Source organism: Williamsia herbipolensis (assembly GCF_036153515.1).
Classification (GTDB): domain Bacteria; phylum Actinomycetota; class Actinomycetes; order Mycobacteriales; family Mycobacteriaceae; genus Williamsia_A; species Williamsia_A herbipolensis.
This window is the reverse complement of the sequence record NZ_CP108021.1, coordinates 4371132-4396175: the sequence shown is the minus strand read 5'-3', so window position 1 is coordinate 4396175 and position 25044 is coordinate 4371132. Positions and strand designations below refer to the sequence as shown.

27 protein-coding genes and 1 tRNA gene are annotated in these 25044 nt (G+C 65.6%); 21 read left to right on the top strand and 7 right to left on the bottom strand.

All coding sequences use genetic code 11. The annotated features are described in order from the left end of the window. Positions 1 to 100 precede the first annotated feature (100 nt). Genes OG579_RS20480 through OG579_RS20465 form a run of 4 tightly spaced genes read left to right on the top strand, consistent with a single transcriptional unit; the run spans position 101 to position 2969 of the window. Entirely contained in the window at positions 101 to 703 is a 603-nt protein-coding gene (locus tag OG579_RS20480; RefSeq protein WP_328857452.1) for a pyridoxamine 5'-phosphate oxidase family protein, read from the top strand. A gap of 57 nt (positions 704 to 760) precedes the next feature. Continuing rightward, complete coding sequence (locus OG579_RS20475; protein WP_328857451.1) at positions 761 to 1633, top strand: SDR family NAD(P)-dependent oxidoreductase; 873 nt, start codon at positions 761 to 763, stop codon at positions 1631 to 1633. Continuing rightward, positions 1630 to 2181 (top strand): GNAT family N-acetyltransferase, encoded by a 552-nt coding sequence (locus tag OG579_RS20470; RefSeq protein ID WP_328857450.1) that lies wholly within the window; start codon positions 1630 to 1632, stop codon positions 2179 to 2181. Before OG579_RS20475 ends, OG579_RS20470 begins: the two co-directional genes overlap by 4 nt. Beyond that, positions 2178 to 2969: a dioxygenase family protein gene (locus tag OG579_RS20465; RefSeq protein ID WP_328857449.1), complete on the top strand. Its 792-nt coding sequence runs from the start codon at positions 2178 to 2180 to the stop codon at positions 2967 to 2969. The genes OG579_RS20470 and OG579_RS20465 overlap by 4 nt, the downstream gene beginning before the upstream one ends. Here OG579_RS20465 and OG579_RS20460 read toward each other — a convergent pair whose 3' ends face one another. After that, positions 2970 to 3686, bottom strand: coding sequence for a TetR/AcrR family transcriptional regulator (locus OG579_RS20460; protein WP_328857448.1), 717 nt, complete (start codon positions 3684 to 3686; stop codon positions 2970 to 2972). Positions 3687 to 3795: 109 nt separating this feature from the next. Between OG579_RS20460 and OG579_RS20455 the strand changes: the two genes are divergently transcribed. Together OG579_RS20455 and OG579_RS20450 are read left to right on the top strand one after the other, a co-directional pair. Then, complete coding sequence (locus tag OG579_RS20455) at positions 3796 to 4218, top strand: nuclear transport factor 2 family protein (RefSeq protein WP_328857447.1); 423 nt, start codon at positions 3796 to 3798, stop codon at positions 4216 to 4218. Positions 4219 to 4323: 105 nt separating this feature from the next. Then, positions 4324 to 4719, top strand: a complete 396-nt coding sequence (locus OG579_RS20450) for a hypothetical protein (RefSeq protein WP_328857446.1) — start codon at positions 4324 to 4326, stop codon at positions 4717 to 4719. Positions 4720 to 4945: 226 nt separating this feature from the next. On the opposite strand, the gene OG579_RS20445 is transcribed toward OG579_RS20450, so the two are convergent. Further along, complete coding sequence (locus OG579_RS20445; protein ID WP_328857445.1) at positions 4946 to 6103, bottom strand: tyrosine-type recombinase/integrase; 1158 nt, start codon at positions 6101 to 6103, stop codon at positions 4946 to 4948. Positions 6104 to 6332: 229 nt separating this feature from the next. Between OG579_RS20445 and OG579_RS22035 the strand changes: the two genes are divergently transcribed. From OG579_RS22035 to OG579_RS20405, 9 genes are all read left to right on the top strand, one after another. Further along, positions 6333 to 6515 carry a helix-turn-helix domain-containing protein gene (locus OG579_RS22035; protein ID WP_408068707.1) on the top strand — a complete coding sequence of 61 codons (183 nt, stop codon included), beginning with the start codon at positions 6333 to 6335 and terminating at the stop codon, positions 6513 to 6515. An 866-nt stretch (positions 6516 to 7381) separates the two neighbouring features. Then, positions 7382 to 8626: an AAA family ATPase gene (locus OG579_RS20440; protein WP_328857444.1), complete on the top strand. Its 1245-nt coding sequence runs from the start codon at positions 7382 to 7384 to the stop codon at positions 8624 to 8626. Between the two features lie 229 nt (positions 8627 to 8855). Then, a complete protein-coding gene (locus OG579_RS20435) occupies positions 8856 to 9095 on the top strand; it encodes a hypothetical protein (protein ID WP_328857443.1) in 240 nt (79 codons plus the stop codon). Next, a complete protein-coding gene (locus tag OG579_RS20430) occupies positions 9092 to 9256 on the top strand; it encodes a hypothetical protein (protein ID WP_328857442.1) in 165 nt (54 codons plus the stop codon). The genes OG579_RS20435 and OG579_RS20430 overlap by 4 nt, the downstream gene beginning before the upstream one ends. Then, positions 9253 to 9957 carry a hypothetical protein gene (locus OG579_RS20425; protein WP_328857441.1) on the top strand — a complete coding sequence of 235 codons (705 nt, stop codon included), beginning with the start codon at positions 9253 to 9255 and terminating at the stop codon, positions 9955 to 9957. The genes OG579_RS20430 and OG579_RS20425 overlap by 4 nt, the downstream gene beginning before the upstream one ends. Continuing rightward, the gene (locus OG579_RS20420; RefSeq protein ID WP_328857440.1) at positions 9954 to 10286 is read left to right on the top strand and encodes a hypothetical protein; all 333 of its coding nucleotides are present in this window, start codon (positions 9954 to 9956) and stop codon (positions 10284 to 10286) included. The genes OG579_RS20425 and OG579_RS20420 overlap by 4 nt, the downstream gene beginning before the upstream one ends. Further along, positions 10283 to 10768, top strand: coding sequence for a hypothetical protein (locus OG579_RS20415; RefSeq protein WP_328857439.1), 486 nt, complete (start codon positions 10283 to 10285; stop codon positions 10766 to 10768). The genes OG579_RS20420 and OG579_RS20415 overlap by 4 nt, the downstream gene beginning before the upstream one ends. A 177-nt stretch (positions 10769 to 10945) precedes the next feature. Continuing rightward, complete coding sequence (locus tag OG579_RS20410; RefSeq protein WP_328857438.1) at positions 10946 to 11773, top strand: phage major capsid protein; 828 nt, start codon at positions 10946 to 10948, stop codon at positions 11771 to 11773. Between the two features lie 194 nt (positions 11774 to 11967). Next, positions 11968 to 12360, top strand: a complete 393-nt coding sequence (locus OG579_RS20405; protein WP_328857437.1) for a hypothetical protein — start codon at positions 11968 to 11970, stop codon at positions 12358 to 12360. Positions 12361 to 12691: 331 nt separating this feature from the next. Here OG579_RS20405 and OG579_RS20400 read toward each other — a convergent pair whose 3' ends face one another. Then, positions 12692 to 12985 (bottom strand): hypothetical protein, encoded by a 294-nt coding sequence (locus OG579_RS20400; protein WP_328857436.1) that lies wholly within the window; start codon positions 12983 to 12985, stop codon positions 12692 to 12694. A 578-nt stretch (positions 12986 to 13563) separates the two neighbouring features. On the opposite strand from OG579_RS20400, the gene OG579_RS20395 reads away from it, so the two are divergent. After that, positions 13564 to 14229, top strand: coding sequence for a hypothetical protein (locus OG579_RS20395; RefSeq protein ID WP_328857435.1), 666 nt, complete (start codon positions 13564 to 13566; stop codon positions 14227 to 14229). A 96-nt stretch (positions 14230 to 14325) separates the two neighbouring features. On the opposite strand, the gene OG579_RS20390 is transcribed toward OG579_RS20395, so the two are convergent. The 3 genes from OG579_RS20390 to OG579_RS20380 all read right to left on the bottom strand — a co-directional run bounded on the left by OG579_RS20390 (position 14326) and on the right by OG579_RS20380 (position 19814). Further along, positions 14326 to 14397, bottom strand: a tRNA-Gln gene (locus OG579_RS20390). A 43-nt stretch (positions 14398 to 14440) separates the two neighbouring features. Further along, positions 14441 to 18937: an EAL domain-containing protein gene (locus OG579_RS20385; RefSeq protein ID WP_328857434.1), complete on the bottom strand. Its 4497-nt coding sequence runs from the start codon at positions 18935 to 18937 to the stop codon at positions 14441 to 14443. Positions 18938 to 19058: 121 nt separating this feature from the next. Next, positions 19059 to 19814: an SDR family oxidoreductase gene (locus tag OG579_RS20380; protein ID WP_328857433.1), complete on the bottom strand. Its 756-nt coding sequence runs from the start codon at positions 19812 to 19814 to the stop codon at positions 19059 to 19061. 147 nt (positions 19815 to 19961) lie between these two features. Between OG579_RS20380 and glmU the strand changes: the two genes are divergently transcribed. From glmU to arsC, 3 genes are read left to right on the top strand one after another with little or no spacing between them, the layout of a single operon-like run. Further along, positions 19962 to 21491, top strand: coding sequence for a bifunctional UDP-N-acetylglucosamine diphosphorylase/glucosamine-1-phosphate N-acetyltransferase GlmU (gene glmU / locus OG579_RS20375; protein ID WP_328857432.1), 1530 nt, complete (start codon positions 19962 to 19964; stop codon positions 21489 to 21491). Then, positions 21488 to 22465: a ribose-phosphate diphosphokinase gene (locus OG579_RS20370; protein WP_045821982.1), complete on the top strand. Its 978-nt coding sequence runs from the start codon at positions 21488 to 21490 to the stop codon at positions 22463 to 22465. Before glmU ends, OG579_RS20370 begins: the two co-directional genes overlap by 4 nt. 5 nt (positions 22466 to 22470) lie before the next feature. Beyond that, positions 22471 to 22839, top strand: a complete 369-nt coding sequence (arsC, locus tag OG579_RS20365) for an arsenate reductase (glutaredoxin) (RefSeq protein ID WP_328857431.1) — start codon at positions 22471 to 22473, stop codon at positions 22837 to 22839. Between the two features lie 36 nt (positions 22840 to 22875). On the opposite strand, the gene OG579_RS20360 is transcribed toward arsC, so the two are convergent. Then, a complete protein-coding gene (locus tag OG579_RS20360; protein WP_328857430.1) occupies positions 22876 to 23355 on the bottom strand; it encodes a limonene-1,2-epoxide hydrolase family protein in 480 nt (159 codons plus the stop codon). A 326-nt stretch (positions 23356 to 23681) separates the two neighbouring features. Here OG579_RS20360 and OG579_RS20355 point away from each other — a divergent pair, with 326 nt between their 5' ends. After that, positions 23682 to 24353: a 50S ribosomal protein L25/general stress protein Ctc gene (locus OG579_RS20355; protein WP_328857429.1), complete on the top strand. Its 672-nt coding sequence runs from the start codon at positions 23682 to 23684 to the stop codon at positions 24351 to 24353. Then, positions 24354 to 24920: an aminoacyl-tRNA hydrolase gene (gene pth, locus OG579_RS20350; protein WP_328857428.1), complete on the top strand. Its 567-nt coding sequence runs from the start codon at positions 24354 to 24356 to the stop codon at positions 24918 to 24920. Positions 24921 to 25044: the final 124 nt, after the last annotated feature.

The following is a 25044-nucleotide window of genomic DNA, read 5'->3' as shown; positions in this document are numbered from 1 at the left end:
GTCGGGGTTCCGCAGTCGGGCCTCGGCGGGTGAGGATGGTGACGTGCATCCCCCTCACCACGATCACGCAACGGACGATCACACCGCGGACGATCACACCGTGACGACCGTCGAGCAACTGCGGTCCATCGTGGGTCACCCGAACGAACGGGTCGCCACCAAGGTCCGCGACCGACTCACCGACGTGCACCGCGAGTGGATCGCGCAGTCGCCGTTCGTGGTCGTGTCGACCGCCGGTGAGGGCGGCGCCGTCGACGTCTCGCCCAAGGGCGACCCGCCGGGGTTCGTGCGCGTCCTCGACGACACCACCATCGCCATCCCCGAGCGGCCGGGCAACAAGCGGGTCGACGGCTACCTCAACGTCCTGACCGATCCACACGTCGGGACACTCTTCGTGGTCCCCGGTCGCGGCGACACGTTGCGCATCAACGGCACCGCCCGCATCGTCTCCGACGCCGACTACTTCGACGACATGGTCGTCTCCGGGAACCGCCCGATCCTGGCGTTGGAGATCAGCGTCGAGGAGACGTTCTTCCACTGCGCGAAGGCGTTCATGCGGTCGAAGCTGTGGGACACCGACACCTGGCATCCCGACGACCTGCCGAGCGTCGCCGAGATCAACCACGCGGTGATGCTCAGCCCGGGGCTCGCCGAACTCGAGCGGCACTACGCCGAGGAGAACTACCGGCGCATGCTCTACTGACGCCCCGGCCGCCACGGCGTGTGCAGTGGCGGGCGACGGTCGTCGTATCGTGACGCCATGACCTGGACCGCAGCGCGACTCCCCCGTCTCGACGGCGTCACGGTGGTCGTCACCGGGGCGACCCGCGGGCTGGGCGTCGCGACCGCCCGCGGAGCGGCCGCCGCCGGCGCCACCGTGATCGTCGCCGGGCGCGACCACGACGCCGCCGATGCCGTCGCCCGTTCGCTCGGCGGATCGAGCAGCGCGGCCACCCTCGACCTGACCGATCGCGCGTCGATCGAGCGGTTCGCCGACTCGGTCGGCGAGATCGACATCCTGGTCCACAACGCCGGTGTGCTGCCCACCTCGCGGGTCGAGACCGCCGACGGTTTCGAGTCCGCGCTCGCGACGAACGTCCTCGGCCCGTTCGTCCTCACCAACCTGCTCGCCGACCGGATCCGCGGTCGGATCGTGGCCGTGAACTCCACCGTGCACTCCGCCGGCCGCATCGACTTCGCCGATCTGCACTTCGAGCGTCGCGCGTTCTCGGGCGCCCGCGCCTACGCGCAGTCGAAGCTGGCCCAGGCCCTGTGGATGTTGGCGCTCGACCGCCGCCTTCGCGCCGCGCGGTCGGAGGTGACGACCGCGATGGCCCATCCGGGCTGGGCGGCGACCGAGATGACCGGGGTGACCCGTGTCGCCGCCGTCGATGCGTTGGTGACGTGGCTGGGCAACACGATCGCGAACACCGCCGTCGCCGGAGCGGCCTGCAGCCTCTACGCCGCGGCGATGCCGATCCCGTCGGGGAGTTTCGTCGGCCCCGACGGGTTCCTCGGGATGCGCGGTGCGCCCACGCTGGTCGGACGATCCACGCAGGCCGCTGATCCCGTTCTCGCCGAACGCTTCTGGGAGACGGCCGCCGCCCTGACCGGATCGGAGCTGTCGGCATGACCGCCACCGTGCGTACCGCCACCTCGGCCGACTGCCCCCAGATCGCCGAGATCTACCGCCACTACGTCGAGAACTCGGTGATCACCTTCGATTACGAGTCCCCCTCGGTCGACGACTGGGAAGAACGCCTCGCCGCGATCACCGCGCGAGGTCGGCCGTTCGTCGTCGCGGTGGAGCCCGACGACACCGGTGCCGACACGGTGCTCGGTTACGCCTATCTCGGCGAGTTCCGCACCAAACACGCCTACGACTGGACCACCGAGGACTCGATCTACCTCCGCCCCGACGCCACGGGCCGCCGCCTGGGCTCCACGTTGCTCGAGGCGTTGCTCACCGGCCTCGACCCGTCGTCGGTGCGTCGCGTGGTCGCGGTGATCTCGATCATCTCCTCCGACGTCTCCATCCGCCTGCACCAGCGGTTCGGCTTCGTGCAGACCGGTGTCCTGCAGAGCATCGGGTACAAGAACGGTCGGTGGATCGACTGCGCAGTGCTGCAGTACACGGTCCCGGGAACAGAATCGGACTCTGGTCCGTTTTCTCCGTCATGAGTATCGCGAGTCCCGTCCGCACCCCCGCACTGTTCATCAGCCACGGGGCGCCACCACTGCTCGACGACGAGCGCTGGGTCGGCGAGCTGGCCGCGCTGGCCACGGCGCTGCCCCGGCCCACGGCCATCCTGGTGGTGTCCGCGCACTGGGAGTCGGCTCCGCTCACCATCGGGTCCACCGATCCCCGCACGCCGCTCACCTACGATTTCTGGGGATTCGAGCAGCGCTTCTACGACATCACCTACGCCCCGCCCGGCGCGACCGACCTCGCGCAGCGCGTGACGGCACTGATGCCCGACCCGATGGTCGTCCATCACGATGCGCAGCGGCGACTCGATCACGGGGCCTTCGTACCCCTGACGGTGATGTACCCCGACGCCGACATCCCGGTGGTACAGATCTCCCTGCCGACCCTCGACCCGACCGCCCTCATAGGACTGGGTCGTCGACTGCGCGAACTGCGCGACGAGGGCGTGCTGATACTCGGGTCCGGTTTCACCACCCACGGGCTCCCGTTCCTCACCGACCCGCGGCCCGACGCCGTCCCGCCGGGATGGTCGCAGGAGTTCGACGCGTGGACCGCGGAACGCTTCGCTGCCGGCGATGTCGATGGGCTGATCGACTTCCGCAACCGTGCGCCGGGAATGCCGTACGCGCACCCCACGATCGAGCACTTCGCGCCGCTGTTCGTGACCCTCGGGGCGAGCGACGACCCCGGCCAGATCCCCGATCAGGTGATCGACGGATTCTGGATGGGGTTGTCCAAACGCAGTGTGTCGCTGGCCTGATCAGTCCTCGGCGTCGTTCTCCGGGTTCTCGCGCGCGGTGCCGTCCGACGTGATCGGTTCGTGAGCGCTGTCGGCGAGTTCCGGTGAGATCTCGAGGTTGGTGAGCCCGTTCCAGCAGAGGTTCACCAGGTGTGCCGCCACGACCTCCTTCGCGGGTTCGCGGACATCGAGCCACCACTGGGCGGTCACCGAGACCATCCCGACGAGAGCCTGGGCGTAGAGCGGGGCGAGCCCCGCGTCGAACCCGCGGCGCTCGAAATCGCCGGCCAGGATGTGTTCCACCTGGCTGATGGCGTCGTTGAGCAGGCTCGAGTACTTCGCGTCGGCGCCGCCGCCGTGGCTGCCGTGCACCAGGATCCGGAAGCCGTCGGTGCGGTCCTCCATGTAGGTCAGCAGGGCGAGGGCGACACTCTCCACACGCTGTCGCGAGCGATTGGTGGTGAGCGACAGCGTCACCATCTCGAGCAGCGTCTCCATCTCGCGATCGACGATGACCGCGTACAGACCCTCCTTGCCGCCGAAGTGTTCGTAGACAACGGGTTTCGACACCGCGGCTCGCTGTGCGATCTCCTCGACCGACGTTCCCTCGAAGCCACGTTCGGCGAACAGGCCGCGCGCGACCTCGATGAGTTGAAGGCGTCGTTGCGGGCCGGTCATCCGCGTCCGCGGCGCCGCCCGAACGTCCTTCTCGGTGTCGGCCGGTCTGTCGACTGCCATGTCATCACCCCACCCGTGTAGGCGCCGACAGTGCGGATCGACGCTGATCGCTTGCCCCGATCTTCCCATCTCCGATCCCACGCAGGGCCGATCGCACTACTTTCGACCCATGATGGATCTCGTCGAGATCTCCGACCGCATGGAGATCACCGCACTGATCACCGACTACTCGACCGCCGTCGACACCCGCGACTTCGACCGGCTGCGCGAGTTGTTCACCCCCGAGGCGGTGATCGACTACTCCGCGGTCGGCGGCGCGGTGGGGACCACCGAACAGGTGGTGCCGTGGCTGCGAGAGAACCTCGCCCTGTTCTCCGACTACCAGCACCTCAACGGCAATCACTCGATCACGCTCGACGGAGACACCGCCTCGGCCACCACGATGTGCTTCAACCCGATGGTCGTCGCCGGAGGCGAAAAACAACAGATGCTGCTGGTCGGGGTCTGGTACCACGACACCTTCGCCCGCATCGACGACACCTGGCGCTTCACCGGCCGACGCGAGCAGAAGAGCTTCATGCACGCGGTCTAGACGATTCGCGATGCGAACGAAACATCTCTGGTACTGTTTCGTTCCAACGAGATGTCAGTCGCGCGGCGCTGAGATGGTCAAGCGCCTCAACACATCGGAGTAGCCGTGAAGAAGTTGTTCGCCACCACACTCGTCGCCTGTGCCGGGGCCGTCGGGATCGTCAGCGGGGTCGGAACGGCGTCGGCCGCCACGGCCCCGATCGCCGACCTGGCCATCTACCGTCTGCCCGACCAGCCTGGGCTGGCCTGCAGGCTCGCCGTGGCCAACAACGGTCCCAACGTCGTGCAGGTGCAGCTTCTGCCACTCGATCTCATGGCGAAGGGCTACCGGAAAGATCTCGGACCGGTGAACCCGGGACAGTCGGTCGGCGTCGACTTCATCGACTGCACCAGACCGTCCTATTCGTCCAACTTCTTCTTGTACGTGAAGGGATCGGGCCTCGACGGCACCGCGAGTTACGACCCGAACCCGCTCAACAACATTCTCCCGTTGAACAGCTGACTCACCGGCGGTTTCCCGCCGAACCCATGAGCTCCCCCACCAGGACTCGAACCTGGAATGCCTGAACCTCGATAAGCACGTCGCTACACAGTGATACCCATTTGTCAATAGCCAAGTGTATACCCAGGTCAGAGGCTGTTTCTACCCTTGCTGCCAATACGCAGTGACACCGCCTGTTACGAGTTGGCCCGCGGGATGTGCGATTTGTGTGCGATATCTAGAGGGTCTACAGGGTGAGAACGTTATCGATCGCGGCCAGGGTTCGCTCTGCGCTCTTGGGCCACAAGTGGGCGTAGGTCGAGAGTGTTTCCTTGGCCGACTGGTGACCCAAGTAGACCTGCACATCCGTCACCCGAAGCCCCTCGGAGATAAGCAACGATGCGAAGAAATGGCGGCAATCGTGTGGGGTGCCGTGGGAGATCCCAGCGGCCACGCGGGCGTCAAGGAATGCACCGCCGTAGGTATTTGAGGTGAACATGCCACCCTGTCGGGTGATGAACAACGGCTCGTCGGGATCCCCGTCGGGCCGTTCTGCTAGCTGCTCCCGAATCATGTCTCGGGCCATCTGGCCCAACGGCACATCACGGACGGATGCATCCGTCTTCAGTGGGTACCACGCCCAGTCCGCTCCCCGGCCCGACTGCTCGCGCACCAGCAGTTGCCCCCGGTCCGGATCGACACTGCGACGACGAAGCCCACACACCTCCCCTGGCCTCAGCCCCGTGGAGTACTGCAGCCGGATCATCCGCCTCACAGTCGGGCTGGCCTTGTCGGCGATGGCCACCAACTGACCCTCCGTCAAGAGCTTGTCGTGGGTGACCTCCGTGCGGGGTGCCTTGGGTGGTCTGACGCCGTCCGCTGGCGATCGCTCTAGGAGCCGATCGGACACTGCTTGGTTCAAGCAGGCCTTGACCGACCGCAGATGCATCGACGCCGAGGACGCGGCGAGAGGCTTCCCACCGGCCCATGGGCGACCGTTCTGCAGGAAGCCCAGCCATTCGCGGACATCCTGCCTAGTGATCTTCCCGATGGGCGTGTCACCCAGCGTGCCCAGGTTCGATGCCGCCGACCGTTTCAGTGCAGCCGTGTTGGAACGGGTGGCCTCTCGAGCCGCCTGTTCGAGAAGTTCTCGTAGAGTCACGCGTTGCTTTTCCGGAGCGATATACGTGCCGCGACTCAGTCGGCCTTCAGTCTCATTTTTGAACTGAACTGCCTCAGCATTCAGTTTAAAAGTCTTGGTCCGTTCCTTCCCCGACGAATCCCGGTAGCGGACATCGAACCTCTTCTTTTGCGCAAAAGGCTTGCCCGTCTTCGGATTGATTGCCACCTCGCCGGTCTGGGGGTCGACACGCAGGGGAAGGAGACGGGAAGAGATCGAAGCCATGCGCTGACAGTACATCGCACAACTGTAGTTCCAGGTTGCGTCCACGGTGACCTAGATCACACTCCGAATAAGCGCGGCAAATAGGTGACGAGCGGTGTCAGGCGACGTGTCGGAGGCAGAATGGGGACCACTTGCGACTCCCCGGTGACTCCGTCGAGAGCGAGCTACAGAAGGCCGACCGACCGGCCCCAGCAGTACCCCCACCACTCTCCCTAGGAGTCACCCCACCATGCCCACACCACTTCGCGACATGTCCTGGCTGCTCGATCATCTCGGCATCTCCCAGACCGTCGGCTATGCCCTCGTGCGTCGCAACGAGATTCCGCACGTGCGCATCGGTCAGGCAATTAGGTTTGATGAGAACCAGATTCAGGCATGGGTAGACGGACACCCTCGCGTCGGTGGCCGGTAATTCGAATCCCCTTGTGCGGGGGCTTCAGGCCAGCGGAGAATGAAGGTAGACCGAGTCGCTGACGCCCACTCGTCCACCGGTCGAGTCGGAGCTTCTCCGCACCCCCCCGAGACCGTTAGGCGGTACCCCCATGCTCGACCCTGTCATCCTCGACATCTTCTGTGCTCGGCGCCATCTCCGAGCAGCGTTCGACATCAGTGAGCGAACCCTCCGAACCATTTTGCGAGACAACGATGTTCGCACCTTCGACACACCTGGAGGCGAGCTTCGATACAGCCTCGCTGACTTCAGGGAGGCCATCGGCCTCGAGCGCCACCCACAGGTACCGGACTGCTACGCGCCGCCGATGTCGTGAGCGGTCACCTCACCGTCCCGCAATTCTCGCGCATTGCCGCTGAACCTCGTGACGAGATCCTGTCTCTGATAGCCACGAAGCAACTCGACGCGCACCAGTCCGGCGGTATCTGGCTTATCGAACTTGGTTCCGCCGCACGGTATCTCGCCCGCCGCAATACGTAAATGTCCACACCATGGATAGAACAATGCCCCCGCTCGGCTTACCGGGCCAGGTGCGGGGGCATCGAAAAGGACTTAGCTCAAATGATATCACCGACTTTGCTCGAGGTCGCTGCGATACGCGAGGCATTCGAGACTGGCCAGCGGCCCGCGTTCGACCCCGGTCAGTGTGCTGACGCACTCCCTCCGGAATACCCCCGAATTGATCGGTACGAGCCTGACTACGCCAGCGACACCGACAGCAAGCCATTCGACCCGACCCCGTGGGCACAGGTTGCGCGCCGACTCTCCGACTGGCATGAGTTCCGCCGCGACAATCTCTGGGCCATAAGGGTTAAGGGCTCGGCATCATGACAATTGCTCTTACTCCACCGTTCGCATACGGCACCGAGTACGACGAGAACGGATTCGAAGTCGAGACCGTGCCCGTGACACCGTCCGTTCTGGACGTGATCGACCTTATCGCCGGCGACGACCTCGACGCCATGGAGTTCCCCGACCTCGAGTGGGCAGTGCGAGGCGTGGTCCCCGAAGGTTTCGGCCTTATCGTCGCACCACCGAAGGCGGGCAAGTCATGGCTTGTCGCCGGTATCGGGCTTGCCTGCGCCACGGGTGGCGTTGCACTGGGACACATCCCGGTCGAACAACGGCCGGTGCTCTACATGGCGCTCGAGGATGGGCGTCGTCGACTGCAGTCGAGATATCGCACGCTCCTGCAGGGTGCGCCCATCCCCGCTGAGATGGTCTCGGTGACCGACCTCAAGCTGCAGGACGTTACCGAGGTCATCGCCGCATTCTGTGAACGCAATGCAGGCCGCAAGCCTCTGGTCGTCCTCGATACCCTCGGCAAGGTCAAGCCTGCCAAGAAGGCGAATGCCGATAGCTATCAAGCCGATTACGCGATCGGATCGGCGCTCAAGCGAGTCATCGACGCCCATCCCGGCTCAACCTTGCTGGCCGTCCACCACACGCGCAAGGCCGAGTCAGAGGACTTCGTCGATGCCGTCAGCGGAACCCACGGCATCGCCGGATCCGCGGACTTCATTCTCGTGCTCTCCCGCAAGCGGCAGTCTCAGGACGCCGTACTCGCCATCACGGGCCGTGATGTCGCAGAGACTGAAGTCGCACTCGTTACCGACGGCGGGGCATGGAGCCTCACAAGTTCGAGCCTTACGCAAGCAACCGAGGATGCTGTTATCCGTCGAGAGCGGTCGGGCAAGTCGGATCGAACGATCCGCGCACTTGAGTACGTGAAGAGCCGACCGACCACCCGCCCACCCGAACTGGCCGCGTGGCTCGATATCAACATCGACGACGCCGGGCGCTACCTACGGCGGATGTATGACGACGGATTGATCGACAAGCAATCCAGAGGTCTCTACCGACCCGTGTCCGAAGCGTCCGAAGTGTCCGAACGGTTCACGACTTCGGACGCTCACACACTTTCGGACAGTACTGATGGAGCTTTGGAACTACCGCTGAACAGCGAAAAGGACACTTCGGACGCTTCGGACACGAATTGTTGCGCACGCTGCGACTGCCCGATGACTTTCCCCGACGACATCGCCAACGGTTCTCACATCGAGTGCACCTAGACATCCCCAACCCAGATCCGTGCGGTGCCTACGCACTGGCTCGACTCAACGGCCACCACCTGACCGCCCAGGCCGCTCGAGGTGCTGCAGTCCTCGCCCGACTCACTCGACCGCCACAGCCACGCGCACACGCGACATGCGAGATCTGCAATGGCCCCATGACCTTCCCGGAAGACATCGACATCGGCCATCACCTCGGATGCGCCACCACCACCACAGCAAGGACACGATGACCACACCCACCACCCGCACGCGACCGCGCAACGAGCGCCGAGACCTCGAGCGCCGCGTCGAGCACGCCCGCAACTCACTCCGCATCCTGGCCGGCCTGCTCGTGGAGCAACACGACGCCATGACGCTGGTGCGGCACGAACTCGACGCACTCACCGACCGACACGCCGCACTCATGGCCATCGCAGCCATCGCCATCGACGACACCGGGCTACTTGAGGACCGGGTGAACGCATGATCGCCGACAGCGAAATGCGCACCGCACAAGCACTGTTCGATCTGCAGACGATCGTCGCCGATCAACAGAAGCTCATCGATTACCTGGTCCGGTGCTGCCAGTCCTACCACGGCGCGCTACTGGCTCACGATGAGCGCCTCACGGCAGTGGAGGCACGATGACAGCAGCCACGGACCCGGAACGCTTCGGTTGGCGCTTCTACCTGATCTCCAACACGTACGGGCAGCTGATGACGCCGTGGGCCAACCAGGACGAGCTGGTGGATTTCAACATGTCAGACCCCATCTTCAGCAACCCGAAGCCCGTTGTAACCGCGACGTGTACCGGTGGGCATCCCGTACCGTCACCATTCTGTACCTGCGGTATCCACTACTGCCCCGGCGCGGAACCTTTCTTCCAAGCGCTCAATGGCGGGTTTTTGAACAAGACCGTGGATCGGGAACTGGTCGCGGTCGCCTTCGGTGTTGCGGGTGGTGGCGTCATGTTCGATCCGAAAAATGGAGACTGGGGAGGCATTCGCCCCCGACGTGCATCGAGCTTCCACGTCCTGGGGCTGATGCTTCCCGAAACATCCTCGTGGCAGGAAGCTTTCGAAAATCGGTACAACATCCCGGTGATCAGAGGCGTCGATCTTGAGGCAGCAAAAACACTGGAGAGAACCGCGCTCACAACACTTTTCATGACAACCACCGACGAGGAATTGGACATTCTGATGGACGATCACACCACAACTGAGGTTTTGGCAGCCTATATGCGAGAGCAGTCCGTAATCGTTAAGGATCTGCTCGACATGATGACCACCCACCACGCTGGCATGCTCGATCTCGAAAGCCGATTGAAAGCGCTCGAGGGTGCCGAATGAACCTCGATACGAACAGCCTCGGGGAACGTCTCGCGGTCGGGGACATCCGCGGGATCATCGCGTACACACATGTCGGTGAGCACCAGGACGCCCACGACAGCACCCTCGAAGCCGATCTCGCTAACGCCCGGTTCCGGAGGGCAGCAACCGACCTTGAGGTCGAACTGCTGCGCCACGTCGGCGCTCTCGCTGCCGACGACAACCGAGCCGTGGTCGTGACAAACCGATGGTCTGGCCCGATTCGCTGCAGCACTTACAGTGCCGGTCGCGAAGTACTTCGAGACCCGCGCACCCTACCCACTACCCCGACCGAGGACACCGAACAATGAGCGAACTCGACAGCACGAACCCCGTTCCCGCCCCTCTCGCCGAGCAGGCGCAGCCGAATACCGATCCGGCCAACACCGAGACCCCCGAGACCGATCCGGCGGCCAACGACCACACAGACGAGCGAAAGCTACGCCGCCGAGCCCAGGCAGCTGAGGCCGAACGTGACACTCTCGCAGCACGCCTCGAGGGGCTGCAGCTGGCCGAGGTCGATCGCCAGCTCGCTGCAGTCCTCGCAGTCCCCGGCGACCTGTTTGACTTCTCCGACATCACGCTCGCAGACCTCACCGACCCCGACACCGGCGCAGTCGATCCTGAGAAGGTCACCGAGGCCGCATCGGCACTCGTCGAGCTGCGCCCGGGCCTAGCCTATGTCGCACCGAGGCCCGCGCCACGTCCCGGGGGATACCAGGAAGCGGGCCAGGGCAGGGGATACACACAGCAGACTTCGCCCGCGAGCTGGGGTAACGTCAGCCTCCGTTAATGGGGCAATCCCCTTGCAGACCGATGCAAATACGGGATAATTGAGTCAGTAGGCCACCGTGCTGCAGGACAGTTGAGTCCGCCCATTGGCCCACGTTTCTGCCCCAGTTGAGGGGCATCCGCGTTCGGCCCGTTCTGGCCCCGTGTGAACTCACTTTTATCCGAAAGCCGTAGTCACATGACTCTTCTGACCAATAACTCCAAGCCGCTCACGCCTGCCGAAATCACCGGCCTCGTCATCGAACCAGTCCTCGAGCGCGCCGTCACCGCCAGCGCCGCGAACGTGATCCCGTTCTCCACGAACGAACTTCGCATTCCCATCGTCACCGACGGAAGCGCTGCGTGGGTCGCCGAAGGCGCCGAGATCCCCGTAGACGAGCCTGTCCTTTTCGAAGTCGTACTCACTCCACGCAAGCTCGCGGTCCTCGTACCGCTCTCCAACGAGCTGATCGCCGACGCGAATGGCGACGTGACGCGACGTGTCGGGGAGGCTGTGGCCAGGGCTATTGCCCGGAAGTTGGATGCCGCGTTCTTCGCGGCGACCACACCAGTGAACGGTATGAAGGCGCTCGGCGCCCAGACCGGCACCCTCACCGCCACCAGCGATCTGGTGAACCTCGACGTATTCGTCGAGGCAATCTCGGATCTCGCCGCACACGGGAACCAGGCCTCGACAATCGTTGTGTCCCCGGCGACGTTTAAGGTCCTCGCGACGCTGAAGGTTTCCGCAGGATCGAATGCAGGTCTACTCCAGCCCACCGCGACGCTGTCGACACCGCTGCAGATCGCAGGTCTCCCCGTCGTTGTGACCTCGGCGCTCGCCGACGATGTCGCCTACGTGGTCGACAGCAGCCGCATCATCGTGGGCCTGCGAACCAGTGACGTACAGCTCGCCGTCGACAGCTCGGTCTACTTCTCGTCCGACCGGGCAGCTCTGCGCGCCACGCTTCGCGTCGGTTCCGCGTTCCCCGACCCCACGGCCATCGTGAGGATCACCCTCACCTGATCTTGGTGATGTGCACGCTAAGGCGACAGACGTGGTGATCTCGTCGCAGCACATCGCCCCGCTGTTCGGTCGCCGCTAGGTTCTTGCTTCCTAGCGTGTACCCGTTCGGCACCCCCCTCAGCCCTGTCTCTGGTTGCCGCAATCGACATGAGGCAGGGCTGAGTCATATCCGAAAGACATTGAGAGGCAATCGAATGAAGATCACCCAGGCCGAGCGAAGGTCATGGTCGACGCGTGCTCGCCAGTTCGCTGGCGAGTTGGAAGGCCAGTTCGATCTGACCGCCGGCGAGGTCGTCACCCTCGTGGAAGTGTGCCGCGGCATCACCAGGCTCGATGCGTTGCATGAAGCGCTGCAGGATGGATCGCTGACCGTCGAGGACCGTTTCGGCGCGACCGTCACGCACCCACTCATGGTCGAGGCCAGGCTCACCTCTGCCACTGTCGCGAAGTTGATCGGCGCGCTACGGGTTCCCGAGATCGAGACCGATGCCACCACTGGCGAGGTCACGGCGGGCAAGCGGACTGTGAGACGTGTACACACACGCCCAGGGCAGTATTCCCCGGGCCTGTCGGTCGTGCCGGGTTGAGGCTCAAGACCCAACCTCGAGCGCCACGCGGTGACGACGGCGGGCCACCCTGGCCACTCTCCGACGGCCCGACGGTCGAGCACTTCGCCCCCGACTACTGGCACGACTCTCACGGGATCGAGCCTGACCATTCGGACCCCGACTGGTGGGCAGCGCTGATGCAGGCCCGTCGATCCCATCGTGAGTACCACTTCAGGTGGGCGGGAGACGTGGGGCTTGGTGACGACGAGGCCGAGCGCACGATGGTGCATCGACGGCCACGCTGGTGAGCATGCAAGACAGAAAGCCCCGCACCTCAAGGTGTGGGGGGGCTTCTGTTGTCCGTGGGTCGTCAGGCGTACTGAACCGAGTCGCTCCATGCGACCAGCGCGCCGAAGCGTTCCGACGAGCGTCGGTCATCGAGGATCCGTCGCTCGGCGAGCAGCATGTAGACGAGATCGGGATCGTAGTCAGCGCCCACCTTGGCATCCTCCACGAGCAGCCGAGCCTCGATCTCAGCCAACTTGGCGGTCGTGGCGTCGGCAGCAGCCTCGAAGCCGTGCTGATCGAGCTGCGCCTCAGCGCGTCGGTGGTTCGGCTTGCGTGAGGCCTTGAAGCACCATTCGAGGACAACTGCGCCGATCATCGGTTTACCCCCTCAACGGTCGCGGTGATCATCTCGAGAAATGCAGGCACTTGGTCGGTCGAAAGTTCGATGATGTCGTCACCCGCCTCGAGGCAGAGAAAGTGTGTGCCGGGGTCTCCCTCGACAATCGAAGCCGTGATCATTACGCGTTGTGGCGAGCTGCAGAATGCGAAATCGGATGTCGTCATGAAGCAAGGAATACACGCGCCGAATTGATCGTGCAATACCTAGCCGACATATTGCATGCCTCAATTGTCGGGCTGCAGCTGCGAGACATCAATGATTGTGTGCCTCGGTTCGGTGTGCGGAACCATCGCGCCAACCCTCGATGCCGGCCGGATGCGACCGTAGCGACCCGGGTCGGGACCCCCTGCCCCCCAGGCACTCTCGCGCCCGCATCGCACTGTGGGCGACAGTCCGCGTTAGCTGAACTTCTCCATGTCGCCCGGCCGGAATGGCTTCTGAACTGGGCTTCTACGCGTCTTAAGTGTCGCCGGAGCGTCAAAAGCTTGTAGGAAAACATCCGTTCTCGGCGTGGTTTGTTTACTAGATCTACAAAATATGGCACTTTTCAGAACATGTACAACCACGGGATCACAATCACCGACGATGGCCGCTTCGAGATCAACGGCTATCCGGATGGCGTCTACGTTGCAGCCATCCCCGAGAAACATGCGAAGAAGCTCGGCCACCTCGCGCTGCATCATCAGGACTTGATATTCGCAAGTGAATGCCTCGACCGCTTGAACAGGATAGAAGACCTGCCGGAGGTTTGGATAGTTCGACAATCGCTATTTTCTAGCGCCGTCATCTCATTTTATAAGTGTTTCGGATATAGTAAGCGACGATCATCTCTTCAGCGAGACGATATCTATAAAGAAGATCTTCAGAAAGAAATCTTTGAGTATTATAAGGACCTGCGCGATAAGAAGATTACGCACGACGAGAACGACTGGACCCAATCCTGCGCGATGGCTGTAGTCAACCGGGCCGGGGTCACGCCGACCGTCCCCGCAGTCCACTCCGTGTGGATGGGTGCCGACATGATCACCGAGGGTGCCTGGAACAACATGAGCAGCCTCACCAGGGATGCGCTGGCATGGGTGACCGAGCAGTACGACAGCGAGTCCGACCGAGTTCGAGATCTTGTCGATGGGTGGTCACACGAAAGCCTGTTAGCCCTGCCAGCGCCACTCCTCCGCAAGCCAGGGCCTGACTCCGTGGGTCGCAACCGGCCCACGTAGCGACCGACCCGCCGTGGGATGTGCGATCTGTGTGCGATATCCGAAGCGCATCCCTGGAGACGCTTTCCTCATCGATCCAGCTCAGAAACTGTTTTGCTCCCCCACCAGGACTCGAACCTGGAATGCCTGAACCAAAATCAGAAGTGTTGCCGATTACACCATGGGGGACCGACGACGACCCGTCGCGGCAATTGTGCCATGCGGCCTCGAGTCAGCGGGCGCGCCATTCGATCGCATCGGCGAGGGGCATGGGGTGTGCGATGTGGAAGCCCTGCACGAGATCGGCGCCCTGGTCGATCGCCATCTGTCGCATCGCCTCGTCCTCGACTCCTTCGACCACCGCGCGTGCGTCGAGCGCGTGCGCCAGGGCGATCGCGGCCCGCAGGATGTTGAGCCCCCGTTCGGACTCACCGGCCCGCCAGAGGAGTGACCGGTCGATCTTGATGATCCCGGGTTCGATGCGATCGAGGAGCTCGAGGTTGGAGTAGCCGGTGCCGAAGTCGTCGATGCTGATCGTCGCACCGAGTCGGCGCAACAACGCGAGTGTGTCGATCGCACGGCTCTCGGGTTCGAGAAGAACCGATTCGGTGACCTCGACCACGACGAGGCCGAGACCTCCCGGCGGGTTCCAGGAGAGCAACCAGTCGGTGATGTCGCGCTCGTCGAGCTCGCTCGCCGAGAGGTTCACCGCGACCGGGACACGGTTCTGACCCAGCCGCGCATGGAACTCGTGGGTGTCGAGCGCGAGGCGCTCGAGGACGATCCGCCCGAGAGCCCGCATCTGACCGGTCTCGACGGCATGGCCGATGAACTCCGACGCGCTGACCACCGATCCGTCGCGTCGCCAGCGCAGCAGCGCCTCCATCATCACCACCGCGCCGCCGTCGACCTCGACGACCGGCTGGTAGAACAGCTCGAACTCGTTGCGACTGATCGCCGCTCCCAGGCGCTGGCGCATCGCCGCCCGCGCATCGGCGGCCTCGTTCATCTCCGGCGCGAAGTAGGCGTGCCGATCGCGACCGCGGCTCTTCGCCACGTACATCGCGGTGTCGGCGTTGTGCATCAGCTGATCGCCGTCGGAGGCGTCCTGGGGGTAGATCGCGACACCGACCGACGCCGACACGTAGGCCAGGGAGTCCTGCAGCGGGATCGGCTCGCGGATCGCGGCGAGGACACGTAGCGCCAGATTGTCCAGACTGTCCACGTCGCGTACCCGTGTGACGAGCAGGGCGAACTCGTCTCCACCGAGACGTCCGACGATGTCGTAACGGCGCGCCGTCTGTTGCAGGCGTGTGGCGACGGTTGCGAGGACGGCGTCGCCCGCCCGATGACCGAAACGGTCGTTGACCTCCTTGAACCCGTCCAGGTCGATCCAGAGCAGAGCGATGCCGTGTAACCCGGCACTCATCAGCTCGTCGGTCTTCGAGAGCAGATAGTTCCGCGTGAGCAATCCGGTCTGGAGGTCGTAGTGCTCGCGCGTGGCCAGTGCCGAGGAGATCTCCCGCATACGCGACACGTCCCGGACGAGCGCCACCGCGCCAGGTACGCCCCGACCTCCGTCGTCATCGCCGATGCCGGCGACAGGTTGCACCTCGATGGTGACCTGACGGGCCGCACCGGCGGAGGTCATGATGCGCCGCGACGCGGAATCACCATCCGGATCGGCCTCCCGCGCCGAATCGCCGTCGTCGTGCTCCATCAGCACGGTCAGCGGCGTACCGATCAGGGAGGCCGGTGAGTACCCGGTCAGCTCCGCCACGCCTCGGTTTGCCAACAACACCCTGTCGTCGGCGTCGAGGATCAGGATGCCGGTGTCCGCGGTGTTCAGGACGGCGTCGAGAACGGCCGTGCGTTGCTCGGCGAGGCGCGCGGTCTCATGCGCCTCGGTCACATCGATGGCGCTGCCGATGACCATTCCGGCGTCACCGCCCCCCTGGGCGGCGCCGGCCACCTCGTCGAGCCAACGCACACTCCCGTCCGGACGGCCAATCCGGTACGTGACATGCCAGCGACGGTCGACCGACGCCATCGCCGCGCGCACGCGGACGACGTCGTCCGCGTGCACTGCCTCGAGGAGCAGCTCGGGGTCGGCCAGAACAGCGGCTCGATCGAGCCCGTAGATCTCCTCGACCCGCGACGTGATCATCACCAGCTCGTTCGCCGCATTGCGCTGCCACACCACCTCGCGAACGGATTCGGCCACCTGTTCTAGATTGTGGATCGCGGCCTCACGCGCCCGCCGGGCGTCGGCGACATCGCCGACGTCCAGGACGACGACGATCGCGCCCAGCACCTCGTCGTCGAAACCCACATAGGGCTGGATCTGGATCAGCAGATCGCGGTCGTCGCTCGACAACTCACGCATGCGCGACTCGCGGGATCGGATGGTCGCCTCGAGGTCGCCGACGAGATCAGGTACCGGGAGGGTGGTCGGAACCGCGGGCAGCGGCCTCCCGATGTCCTCGACGATCAACGAGAAGAGCCGTACCGCCAGCGGGGTGTAGCGCGTGACCCTCAGCTCGCGGTCGACGATCACCAGCCCACTGGTCAACGACGACGCGATGTTGCGCAGGTCTCCGTTGAGACGCGCCATCTCCTCGCCCCGCATCTGCAGCTCGGAGTTGAGTGTGGACAGCTCCTCGTTGGTGGCTTCGAGCTCCTCGTTCGACGCCTGGGCCTCCTCCGACGTCGCCTGCAACTCCTCGGCCGAGGCCTGCAACTCCTCGTTGAGCGCCTGCAGCTCCTCGTTCGACGAACTCAGGTCCTCGATGGTCGCCTGCAGCGCATCCTGGGTCGCCCGCAGGTCCTCCTCGACGACCAGATCGCCGTCACCGACACTCCGCGGCTCTGGTTCGATCGCATCCGGCAACGGGCGGAACGACACGACAGCGCCGGTACCCGACGCCGAGAGCCGCGCGACGATGACCTCCACCCGCCGTACCCCGGGTTCGAAGAGAACCCGGGTGACGATGTCGGGCTCAGAGTGACGCAGCTGGCTGAGCATCGTCTGCACGGCGGGCCGGTACCGCTCGCGGATCAGATCGACCGCATGCCCGGTGTACCGACCGACCGACACCGCGCACCACGAAGAGACGTCGCCGATCACCTCGATCACAGTCTCGGCGTCGTCAAGTATGAGCGAGGGCGGAGCCACCGTCGCCAGCAGTTGCCGCAAGAGTTCGTTCGCCGGCTCCCGATTGGACGCCGGCGTCGCGGCGGGTTGCACGTACACCGGTGGGATGTAGCGGCCGACCGGGAGAAGGTGGTTGCGACTGGTCGTGCCGCGCCGGTACAGGCGGTGAATTGGATCGGTGACGGCGAACAGACCGTCGACGCGTGGGATCCGCTCGGACTGACCGAGAATCAGCATCCCACCGGGCACCAAGGCGAACTGGCACAGCTGCAGGACCCGTTCCTGGAGGTGGTTCTGGAAATAGATCATGGTGTTGCGCAACGAGATGACGTCGATCCGCGGGAACGGCGGGTCGTAGGCGACATTGTGGCGTGCGATCACCAGCGTCTCGCGCAGCTCGGACACCACCTCCCACTCTGTGTCCACAGGTCGCATCCACCGTTCGCGAAGGTGCTCGGGAACCGCAGCCACCGCAGCGTCGGAGTATCGAGCACGCCGGGCGATCACCAGGGCGCGCTCATCGAGGTCGGTGGCGAACACGCGCAGACGCAGCGGCATACCACCCGGGCGTTGCGACAGCGCATCCGCGGCGAGCATCGCGACGGTGAATGCCTCCTCGCCGCTGGCACAACCGGGAACCCAGATCCGCAGCTCATCTGCTGCACCGAGCCCGTCGACGAGAGCCTGAAGGTGGACGCCGAACGCGTCCCACACCTCGGAGTCACGAAAAAATGCGGTCACGCTCACCAGGACGTTCCTGCTCAAGGCGATCGCTTCCGCCGAATCGTGCTCGACGCGCTCGAGATAGGCCTCGAGTGGAAGGTCGACGAGCCTCTGTCGACGCTGGATCTGTCGGATCAGCGTCGATTGCTTGTATCCGGAGAAGTCGACCCCTGTCGCATCCCGCACGACCGCGATGATGTGCTCGATCACGCTGTCGTCGAGGTTCGACGCGGAATCACTCTCCGCTGCCTCCGCATTCGGCGAATCGACCACGCGCGCGATGCCCGCCAGCATCTGGTCGACGGGGAGAACGAGATCCACCGAACCGGTGGCCAGCCCGGCGCCGGGCATCTCGGGAAAAGCCGCGGTCGCCGGCTCCTGGATCACCACCATTCCACCGGCGCTCTGGATCGACTCGACCCCGGAGGAACCGTCGTCACCGGTGCCCGACAGCACGATCGCCACCGCGTCGGACCCCATCGACAGGGCCACCGAGGTGAACAGGCGATCGATGCTGGGCCACGGTCGACGGTCGCCGTCGGGGGCGACGACCCTCAGCACTCCTCCGTAGAGACCGAGGTCGCACCCGGGCGGGGCGACGAACACCGTGTCCGCCGCGACGGGGGCACCGTCGGTGGCCGAGACCACCGTCAGCGGGGTGGCGTCGTCGAGGAGCTCGGGGAGGTGGCTCTCAGCGGTCGGTGCGAGATGCTGGGCGACGACGAAACACAGGTTCCGACCACGAACCGCGGTCGCGAACAGTCGCGTCAGAGCGTCGAGACCACCGGCCGAGCTGCCGACCGCGATCACGCGGGGAGGCATCACCGATCCGGCGTCACTGGTCTCGTCCACCTCGCGAGCCTCCCCGGTGTCCGACTCGGCAGACCCTCGCCGAGCCTATGTCACCGCACGCCTCGTGGCAGGCATTCGCCCGGGCGAACGTACGAAACGGGCCCACCGGTCGGGCGGCCCCTCAGTCGCGGGGCCCACCCGCGACATAGATGACCTGACCGGAGACGAACCCGGCACCCTCGCTGGCGAAGAACGAGGCGGTGTGGGCGATGTCCTCGGGGACGCCGCCACGCTTGACCGGGATGGCGTCGGCGTTGGCCTTGACGAAGTCCTCCCACTCCATGCCGACACGTTCGGCGGTCGCCTTGGTCATGTCGGTCTGGATGAAGCCGGGGGCGATGGCGTTGGCGGTGACGCCGAACTTGCCGAGCTCGATCGCGAGGGTCTTGGTGAAGCCCTGCATGCCCGCCTTGGCCGCGGAGTAGTTGGCCTGGCCACGGTTGCCGAGCGCCGAGGTGCTCGACAGGTTGACCACGCGGCCCCAGCCCGCGTCCACCATGTGCTTCTGCACGGCACGCGTCATGAGGAAGGCGCCGCGCAGGTGCACGCCGAGCACCGCGTCCCAGTCGTCGACCGACATCTTGAACAGCAGGTTGTCCCGAAGGATGCCCGCGTTGTTGACCAGCACGGTCGGTGCGCCGAGCTCCGCGGCGACCTTGTCGACGGCCGCGGTGACCGAGGCCTCGTCGGAGACGTCGGCGCCGACCGCGATGGCCGAGCCGCCGGCGTCGGTGATCGCCGCGACGGTGTCGGCGCACGATTCCTCGGAGAGGTCGAGCACCGCGACGGCCAGGCCGTCCTGGGCGAGTCGCGTGGCGATCGCGGCTCCGATCCCCCGTCCCGCGCCTGTGACTATTGCTGTCCGACGATCGCTCACCGTTACCTCTTCCCCGGGTCGCCCCGACGCGGACCCGACGCCGTCCGATTCTCCGGCGGTCGCGGGCTCCTGTGGCCTTCGTAAGTTCTACCAGTGCGTAGGATCGCACCGTTCCATCATCGAAGAGGCAGTGAAAACAGGAGTTCCATGACCGCCCTGACCACCGACCTCGGATCCTCGGATCAGACGGTTCCGACGGCTGTCCTCATCCTCGCCGCAGGCGCGGGCACCCGGATGAAGTCGTCGGTGCCCAAGGTGCTGCACCGCATCTGCGGACGCACCCTTCTCGCCCATTCGATCCACGCCGCCGCCGGGCTCGACCCCGACCACCTCGTCGCCGTCGTCGGTCACGAGCGCGAACGGGTCACTGCGGCGTGCGCGGAGGTCTCCGAGACGATCGGTCGACCGATCTCGACCGCGGTCCAGGAAACCCAGGACGGCACCGGCGGTGCGGTACGCGCCGGACTGACCGGACTGCCCGACGAGTTCGACGGCATCGTCGTCGTCACCGCCGCCGACGTCCCACTGCTCACCGGCGGAGCACTGCGCGAACTGCGCGACCACCATGTCGCGACGGGCTCGCATGTGACGCTGATGACCTCGACCGCCCCCGATCCGACCGGCTACGGCCGCGTGCTGCGGACTCAGGACGGCGAGGTCACCGAGATCGTCGAGCAGGCCGACGCCACACCGCAACAGAAGCTGATCACCGAGGTGAACTCCGGTGTCTACGCGTTCGACTCGGCCACGTTGCGCGCAGCCCTCGGCCGGCTGGGAACCCAGAACGCTCAGAACGAGGTGTATCTGACCGACGTCGTCGCGGTCGCGCGGAGCATGGGGAAGACGGTGCACGCCAACCACATCGACGACGCCGCACTGGTCGCCGGTTGCAACGACCGGCTGCAGCTCAGCGTGCTCGGCGCGGAGCTGAACCGCCGGATCCTCGTCGATCTCATGCTCGGCGGAGTGACCGTGGTCGACCCCGGCACCACCTGGGTCGACATCGACGTCCGGGTGGAGGCCGACGCCGCGCTGCTGCCCGGCACGCAACTGCACGGTCGCACCGTCGTCGGCGAACACGCCGTGGTGGGACCCGACACCACCCTCACCGACGTCGAGATCGGCGACGGCGCCTCGGTGGTCCGCACGCACGGCAGTGAGTCGGTGATCGGCGCGGGTGCCCAGGTCGGCCCGTTCGCCTTCCTGCGGCCCGGGACGCACCTCGGTGCCGACGGCAAGATCGGGACCTTCGTCGAGACGAAGAACGCCACGATCGGCGAGGGATCGAAGGTGCCGCACCTGACCTACGTCGGTGACGCCACGATCGGTGAGCACACCAACATCGGCGCCTCGAGCGTCTTCGTGAACTATGACGGCGTGTCGAAGAGCAGGACGACCGTCGGTTCGTACTGCCGCACGGGCTCGGACAACATGTTCGTCGCGCCGGTGACCGTGGGTGACGGTGCCTATACCGGTGCCGGTACCGTGCTCAGGCAAGATGTCCCCCCGGGTGCACTGGCGATCTCGGGTGGGCGTCAACGCAACATCGAGGGGTGGGTCGCCGACAAACGCCCCGACACCCCGTCCGCGCACGCAGCCCGCCGTGCGTCGGAGGCCGCCGACACCACCGGCGACCAGGCCGATCCGGCGAAATCGAAAGAGATGGACGAGCAGTGAACTGGACTACGGACAATCAGAAGAACCTCATGCTGTTCTCCGGTCGCGCCCACCCGGAGCTCGCCGAGGCCGTCGCCAAGGAACTCGGCGTCGAGGTCACCCCGCAGACCGCGCGTGACTTCGCCAACGGCGAGATCTTCGTCCGGTTCGAGGACTCGGTCCGCGGCTCCGACGCCTTCGTGCTGCAGAGCCACCCCGCCCCGTTGAACACGTGGCTGATGGAACAGCTGATCATGATCGACGCCCTCAAGCGCGGATCGGCCAAGCGCATCACCGCGATCCTGCCGTTCTACCCGTACGCCCGCCAGGACAAGAAGCATCGCGGACGCGAGCCCATCTCGGCCCGCCTCGTCGCCGACCTGCTCAAGACCGCCGGCGCCGACCGCATCATCACCGTCGATCTGCACACCGATCAGATCCAGGGCTTCTTCGACGGCCCCGTCGACCACATGCACGCCCAGGGTCAGCTCGCGGAGTACGTCCGGACCAAGTACGGCACCGACAACGTGACGGTGGTGTCGCCGGACTCCGGCCGTGTGCGCGTCGCCGAGAAGTGGGCCGACTCGTTCAACGGCGCCCCGCTCGCGTTCATCCACAAGACGCGAGATCCGTTGGTGCCCAACCAGGTCAAGTCGAACCGCGTGGTCGGTGACGTCGAGGGGCGCCTGTGCGTCCTCATCGACGACATGATCGACACCGGCGGCACCATCGCCGGTGCGGTGCGCGTGCTCAAGGACGCCGGCGCGGGTGATGTCATCATCGCGACCACGCACGGCGTGTTCTCGCACCCGGCCGCCGAGCGGCTCGCCTCGTGCGGTGCGCGTGAGGTCATCGCCACCGACACGCTGCCGATCACCCCGGACAAGCAGTTCGAGACCCTCACCGTGCTGTCCATCGCACCGCTGCTGGCCCAGACGATCCAGCAGGTGTTCGAGAACGGTTCGGTGACAAGCCTGTTCGACGGTCACGCCTGATCGCCGTGGCGCCCACCACCGGCCCGGACACCGACGGGGCCACGATCTTCCACAACCCGAAGTGCTCGACCTCGCGCAAGGCTCTCGACCGGCTGCGCGAGTCGGGTGTGGAACCGACGATCGTGAAGTACCTCGACACGCCGCCGACGCGGGCGGAGCTGGTCACGCTCATCGCCGACGCCGGCATCGAGGTGACCGGGGCGGTGCGCCGCCGTGAACCGTTGTTCGCCGAACTCGGTCTCGCCGACGCATCCGACGACGAACTGCTCGACGCGATGGTCGCGCATCCGCGGCTCATCGAACGACCCTTCGTGGTGACCGCCCGCGGGACCCGCCTCGCCCGCCCTCTCGATCGGCTCGACGAGATTCTCTGAGCGCGAAGCTGTTCGGGCCGGGTGCGCCGGGCGGTGTCAGTGCGGCGGCAGGTGCGGACGCATCGACGGGACCACGGCCCCACACATGCCGCGGAGCACGGCCGTCGTGAGATGCCACCGATCGAAATCGTCGTGCCAGGCGACGATCTTGCCTGCGCGGATCTCGGCACGTCCTCGGACGGACAGCTGGACGCGCACCCGACCCATCACCACGTGATCGGTACGTACCGTCCGCACCACGTCGATCTCGCTCCCGTCCGCCTCGTTCCCGCCGGGCTCGAGGTCGATCGAGGCGATGGCGACGTCGAAGCCGCGTGACGTCCCGACCATCCGGGTGAGCATGCGCGTGACCTCGGACCGCCCCCGGCGCGACCACAGGACGCCGCACCGGTAGTCGACGTCGGGTGCCAGGAGATGCTCGGCGATCTCGGTGTCGCCGACGGCCAACGACTCGAGGAACCGGACGGCGACGTCCTCTGCCGACCACAGGAGGCAGTGGTGCGCGGAGACGCTCACGGTGCGGCCTCCTCGGGACGGTCGGGTGTTCGGGTGCGGTACGGAGGACCCATACTCCGCGTGACGCACGACACCGGCGCCAACTCGACATGACGGGACGGCGAACAGTGCCTGAGACGAACCCGTGAATGCGCGATCGATCCCAGCTCACGGATGTGACACGGCGCTCGGCGCTGCGCTATCGTTGCCGTCGTTGACCGGCGAGGGTGAGTGCGCAAGCGCCCACCGTTATCGGCGAGGACCAACGCCTCTGCACCTGATGTGGATGTCGATGCCCGCCGCCGAGCGCCGCGACCGACCCGTAATCCAGCATTCAGGAGACACCCATGGCCACCCAGGCGAACCCGTTGACCGTCACCACGCGCACCGAGCGCGGCAAGGGCGCGGCCCGTCGCGCGCGCCGCGCCGGCAACGTGCCCGCCGTGCTGTACGGCCGTGGCACCGACCCGCAGCACCTCGCACTCCCCTCGCTGGAGTTCGCGGCCATCCTGCGTAACAACGGCACCAACGCCGTCATCGAGCTCGACATCGAGGGCAGCAAGCAGCTCGCGCTGACCAAGCAGGTCGACGTGCACCCCGTGCGCAACTACATCGAGCACGCCGATCTCCTCGTGATCAAGCGCGGCGAGAAGGTCACCGTCGAGGTCACCGTCGTCGTCGAGGGCGACCCGCAGCCCGGCACCCTGGTCACCCAGGACGCGAACACCGTCGAGATCGAGGCCGACGTCATGTCGATCCCCGAGCAGATCGTCGTGTCGGTGGAGGAGGCCGCGATCGGCTACACCGTCACCGGCGCCGACCTGGAGCTGCCCGAGGGCGTCACCCTCATCTCCGATCCCGAGGTGCTCGTCGTCGCCGTCAACGAGGCGCCGACCGAGGAGGACCTCGAGGCCGAGCTCGACCAGGACCTGCTGCCCGACGCCGAGGGCGAGTCCGAGGGCGACGAGGCCTCCGCCGAGGGCGAGGGCGACGAGTCCGCGTCCGAGGCCGACGACTGAGTGCGTCTCGTCGTCGGTCCCGGCAACCCGGGACCTCGCTACGCCGCCACGCGCCACAACATCGGCGCGATGGTCGTCGACGCGATGGTCGCCGGGGCCGGCGAACGTTTCAAGCTACACAAACGATCCGGCGCCGACATCGCCACGGTGTCGGTGGCCGGATCGTCTGTTCTCGTCGCCCGCCCACGGGTGTTCATGAACGAGACCGGCCGCCAGGTCGGTCCGCTGGCGTCCTTCTTCTCGGTCGACCCGACCGAGGTCATCGTCGCCCACGACGAACTCGACATCGACTTCGGTCTGGTGCGCCTCAAGCGCGGCGGCGGCGAGGGCGGCCACAATGGGCTCCGGTCCATCTCGTCGGCGCTGGGAACCCGCGACTATCTGCGGGTACGTCTGGGCATCGGTCGTCCGCCCGGGCGGCAGGACCCGGCCGATTTCGTCCTCAAGCCGTTCGCGAGCGCACAGCGCGCCGAGGTCGACCTCATGATCGGCAACGGTGTCGACGCGATCGAACTGCTCATCACCTCGACACTCGAGGATGCGCAGAACACCGTCCACGCATGGTGAGTCACATCTGATCGACGGTTCCCGTGTCCGCGACAACGACGTCGGCGCGAAGCCCGCACGACCCGTTCCCGCATCGACGACGATGACGGCCCGCGACACATCACCGAGGAGATCACCGTGACCG

What these genes read in the sequence shown, in the direction of transcription:
- OG579_RS20435 (WP_328857443.1), top strand. Translation starts at nt 8,856, where the DNA reads ATGACCACACCCACCACCCGCACGCGACCGCGCAACGAGCGCCGAGAC.
- OG579_RS20440 (WP_328857444.1), top strand. Translation starts at nt 7,382, where the DNA reads ATGACAATTGCTCTTACTCCACCGTTCGCATACGGCACCGAGTACGAC.
- OG579_RS20355 (WP_328857429.1), top strand. Translation starts at nt 23,682, where the DNA reads ATGGCCACCCAGGCGAACCCGTTGACCGTCACCACGCGCACCGAGCGC.
- OG579_RS20475 (WP_328857451.1), top strand. Translation starts at nt 761, where the DNA reads ATGACCTGGACCGCAGCGCGACTCCCCCGTCTCGACGGCGTCACGGTG.
- OG579_RS20400 (WP_328857436.1), bottom strand. Translation starts at nt 12,985, where the DNA reads ATGATCGGCGCAGTTGTCCTCGAATGGTGCTTCAAGGCCTCACGCAAG.
- OG579_RS20460 (WP_328857448.1), bottom strand. Translation starts at nt 3,686, where the DNA reads ATGGCAGTCGACAGACCGGCCGACACCGAGAAGGACGTTCGGGCGGCG.
- OG579_RS20465 (WP_328857449.1), top strand. Translation starts at nt 2,178, where the DNA reads ATGAGTATCGCGAGTCCCGTCCGCACCCCCGCACTGTTCATCAGCCAC.
- OG579_RS20425 (WP_328857441.1), top strand. Translation starts at nt 9,253, where the DNA reads ATGACAGCAGCCACGGACCCGGAACGCTTCGGTTGGCGCTTCTACCTG.
- OG579_RS20445 (WP_328857445.1), bottom strand. Translation starts at nt 6,103, where the DNA reads ATGGCTTCGATCTCTTCCCGTCTCCTTCCCCTGCGTGTCGACCCCCAG.
- OG579_RS20405 (WP_328857437.1), top strand. Translation starts at nt 11,968, where the DNA reads ATGAAGATCACCCAGGCCGAGCGAAGGTCATGGTCGACGCGTGCTCGC.
- OG579_RS20420 (WP_328857440.1), top strand. Translation starts at nt 9,954, where the DNA reads ATGAACCTCGATACGAACAGCCTCGGGGAACGTCTCGCGGTCGGGGAC.
- OG579_RS20455 (WP_328857447.1), top strand. Translation starts at nt 3,796, where the DNA reads ATGATGGATCTCGTCGAGATCTCCGACCGCATGGAGATCACCGCACTG.
- OG579_RS20430 (WP_328857442.1), top strand. Translation starts at nt 9,092, where the DNA reads ATGATCGCCGACAGCGAAATGCGCACCGCACAAGCACTGTTCGATCTG.
- OG579_RS20470 (WP_328857450.1), top strand. Translation starts at nt 1,630, where the DNA reads ATGACCGCCACCGTGCGTACCGCCACCTCGGCCGACTGCCCCCAGATC.
- OG579_RS20410 (WP_328857438.1), top strand. Translation starts at nt 10,946, where the DNA reads ATGACTCTTCTGACCAATAACTCCAAGCCGCTCACGCCTGCCGAAATC.
- OG579_RS22035 (WP_408068707.1), top strand. Translation starts at nt 6,333, where the DNA reads ATGCCCACACCACTTCGCGACATGTCCTGGCTGCTCGATCATCTCGGC.
- OG579_RS20395 (WP_328857435.1), top strand. Translation starts at nt 13,564, where the DNA reads ATGTACAACCACGGGATCACAATCACCGACGATGGCCGCTTCGAGATC.
- OG579_RS20415 (WP_328857439.1), top strand. Translation starts at nt 10,283, where the DNA reads ATGAGCGAACTCGACAGCACGAACCCCGTTCCCGCCCCTCTCGCCGAG.
- glmU (WP_328857432.1), top strand. Translation starts at nt 19,962, where the DNA reads ATGACCGCCCTGACCACCGACCTCGGATCCTCGGATCAGACGGTTCCG.